General features: G+C 31.3%; 3 protein-coding genes. All 3 read right to left on the bottom strand.

All coding sequences use genetic code 11. From position 1 onward, the window contains the following. Window positions 1–382 precede the first annotated feature (382 nt). A complete protein-coding gene (locus V7024_RS19290; protein ID WP_335522836.1) occupies window positions 383–1,318 on the bottom strand; it encodes an aminoglycoside phosphotransferase family protein in 936 nt (311 codons plus the stop codon). A 95-nt stretch (window positions 1,319–1,413) separates the two neighbouring features. After that, entirely contained in the window at window positions 1,414–2,052 is a 639-nt protein-coding gene (locus tag V7024_RS19285; protein WP_335522834.1) for a hypothetical protein, read from the bottom strand. A gap of 21 nt (window positions 2,053–2,073) precedes the next feature. Then, the gene (locus V7024_RS19280; RefSeq protein WP_335522831.1) at window positions 2,074–3,099 is read right to left on the bottom strand and encodes a DUF2332 domain-containing protein; all 1,026 of its coding nucleotides are present in this window, start codon (window positions 3,097–3,099) and stop codon (window positions 2,074–2,076) included. Between the last annotated feature and the right edge of the window lie 136 nt (window positions 3,100–3,235).

Below are 3,235 nucleotides of genomic sequence, written 5' to 3'. Positions count from 1 at the left end.
ATATAAAAACAACATTATTATGAAATCGTTCACAAGTTATTCGCAATCTCTATCTGATGTCGCTTCCTTTTACTTTTTCCTAATATGATATAATACCATACCAAGTTTTTTAGCTACAATCAACACAATTATTAAACATATTTTAAATGTTTAATTTCGTTCACATTTAAAGACTTTTTCTTTATAATCGAGTATTGATTTAACGGAAAATTAGTTTATCTTCAGTGTATAGAAAAAAATTTTATCAAAATAACAAAAAAGGAGGGATATTAAAAACATATCGCTCCTTTTCTTAATCCATTATCTAATCCCAATTCCTGCTACAATGTAATTAACCTAATAAGCAAAAATTCCAAATCTCCCTTTAAATACACCGTATTTATCACTTTTCACAAAACAACATATGTGGTTCATACCATAAAGGTCTTAGAATTTCAAAACCTTTATGATCTTCCAGTATATTATGTAGCCTTTCTATCATTTCATCTAATTGGTGTGGTGCAAAACGTAATGACCAGATTATTGATGAAAATATAACCATTCCAGCATAAATAGAATAAAGCATCCAAAACTCTTCAGGAACAGTATGATTAAAATACCCTTGAATTTGCCCTATTGAAAATGGAATACTCTCATTCCTTTGAAATAGAGCTATTTTTACAAAATCATGAATTGGATCTCCCCAATCAAAATTATTGAAATCAATTACCCCAGCATACCTATTATTGTCTACGATAATATTTTGCAAATGAAAATCGTCGTGCTGAAATCGATTCGGACGTCCTTTTAATAAATACTTATTATCTTCAATAAAATTAATAACCTTATGATCATTTTCAATCTTTATTCCACTTTTTTCATAAGCATCAAGGTATCGATAATGCTTTTGCATTGCTTGTTCATACCAAGATTTGATAGTAATAGGCGCCTCAAGCAAATGCATTCTAGATAGCTGTCCTCCTGCTTCAATACCAATCTTGTATTGCTCTTTGTCAGTAAGAACAGGTATCATCTCTTTTACATCAACACCCTCAATAAAGGAATAAATATTGTAGCAAGAATTCAATTCATCTAGATTTCCTATATCTATTGGCTTAGGGGATTTAACATGATATTCTTGCATTCTCTGCAATATTTGAAACTCCGTCTTTTTTCTTTCATACCCTTCTAAATTCCCTATTCTTAGTAAGAATTTTTTATCATCAGAATAGACTACATACTTTTCATCTGGAGAATATCCTTTAGATAATCTTTCAATTCTATTAGCACACTGCAAGAAAGCAATTTTTTCTTGAAGAATTTGAGGAATTTTCTCCATCGTTTACCCCCATTATGTCTTTTTCAACATGAAACTGTTTTTCAAATACCTTTTAAATCCTTTCATTATATTACGATATACGATAGTTATAGTAATTATCGTTTCTTTACATCAATCGGAAAAATCACATCTATTCCTAGCTTACTTAATTCTTCTTGAATATAATAACAATGCTCTGCACCGATCGTTATCAAGATCCTTTCTTTTTCATTACTTATAACATGTTTTATAATATTATCTATAATTCGTTTATTTCTTTTGCTCCATACAATTTCATGAACAGCATGGTTCTTTTCTTCCAGCCATAATTGTTTTTTCTTAATCATTTCATTTGTCATATGAGAATTCAATGAAATTGGATCTAAGACTGCTACTTGAGATATATCTTCATATATCTCATATAACTCGTTCTCAAGTTGATTTTGCATGTCTTCATTGTAAACGGAAAAGTAATTTAAGCTTGTTATTTCTTCATCAAACCAATCAACAGGTACGAATGAAATCCCTTCACTCTCACATAGCGGAAGAATTAAAGATCTATATTCAGAGGGACCTAAATATCCTTCAAAATTTCTATTTTCTAAGTATCGTTTATAATCTTCAGGTCTTACTTCCCCAAGAATTGTATTTGGCTGAAAAGTACGAATTACATCCTCCATTAAATGAAGAGGATATTTTAACTTTTGACGTAAATCATCTGTGTGTACAGTTCCAAGTAAACCGATTATAGCCATAGAATCCCTCCCCTATATACCCTACATCACGTTCCAATCAAACCATCTACCATGTCCATCTGTCTCTCCAACCGTTTGATTGTACTCAACACCATCTAGATAATAATCAAGGTGAAGATTTCGATCCCACATATTGTTGTAAAGGTGGAAAACGTCTCGTTTACTTCCAATCGTTTTTATTTTTTCTAGCAGTTCATACTTTGAGTCTTCTGGTATTTGATTTGCAACATGCGTATGAAAAATACAAATTACAGTATCCTCCGGAAGTTTTTCTGCAACTTCTGTAAGTAATGCCACCCCATCACCTTCTACAAGTTTTACTGGATTTTCAATTAAACATGTAGCTGCCTTCTCAAAAAGTGCTAACCTTTCTTCATGTTCTGGCCAAATAAGCGATTTTAACCACAAATAATCTTCAAAATTATTTAAATCGCTAATATGTAAGTCTAATCCTACTTTTGAAGCTACTGGAGGACTAGGTAATAGAAATGACGGTGTATGATTTCCTTTTATTTCAGATGTTATATGGACATGTGAGTTTCTATCTCCATACATCTCGTTTGTTCCATATGAATAACTATACTTGTCCCATAACAATTGAAGACCGGCACTTGTTCCAATTTCTATTAATGATAATGGTTTCTTGACAACGCTATAAATATAACAAAATATTGGATATAAATACGCGCAGCGCCTTACTTCATTAGTCTGTACTAACTTACTCTTTAGGAGAGAAATAATTTCGTCTCTATACACTTGGCAAAAATCCTTAAAATAAAGAAAAGAATCGTCTATTTCCCTTGGATTCTTCGTAATACTCGGGTAATACTCTTTTAAAACATGTTCTTTTCCTTTTAGCAAAAGATAATGGACAGCACCAAATAATAAATTAGGAATTGGCTGCCCTTCTCGAGAATTCATGCATAACGCTATCAATTCATCATCCTCTGAAATTTTGATGGATAAATGCTCATATAATTCACTTGAGCCTCTACATTCCATTTTAGCGAAATTTTCGAATCGTTCAGATACTAGTGTTGTATTCATAGTACCCCTCCTCAGCAGAAAAAAAATTCAGATTTTTCTAGATAATTTTATTATAGCCGAAACTACTATTATGGTAAATATTTCTTGTTATATTAATATATGAAACCCTATAGGGACTTAGTAGAGTAGAAAACTG

Source organism: Bacillus sp. JJ864, assembly GCF_036963045.1.
Classification (GTDB): Bacteria; Bacillota; Bacilli; order Bacillales; family Bacillaceae_G; genus Bacillus_A; species Bacillus_A pseudomycoides_C.
Note: the sequence above shows the minus strand (reverse complement) of the source record. Positions and strands in the feature narration are given on the sequence as shown.

Excerpts from the sequence above, each read along its gene's own strand:
- V7024_RS19290 (WP_335522836.1), bottom strand. The coding sequence starts at position 1,318 with ATGGAGAAAATTCCTCAAATTCTTCAAGAAAAAATTGCTTTCTTGCAG.
- V7024_RS19285 (WP_335522834.1), bottom strand. The coding sequence starts at position 2,052 with ATGGCTATAATCGGTTTACTTGGAACTGTACACACAGATGATTTACGT.
- V7024_RS19280 (WP_335522831.1), bottom strand. The coding sequence starts at position 3,099 with ATGAATACAACACTAGTATCTGAACGATTCGAAAATTTCGCTAAAATG.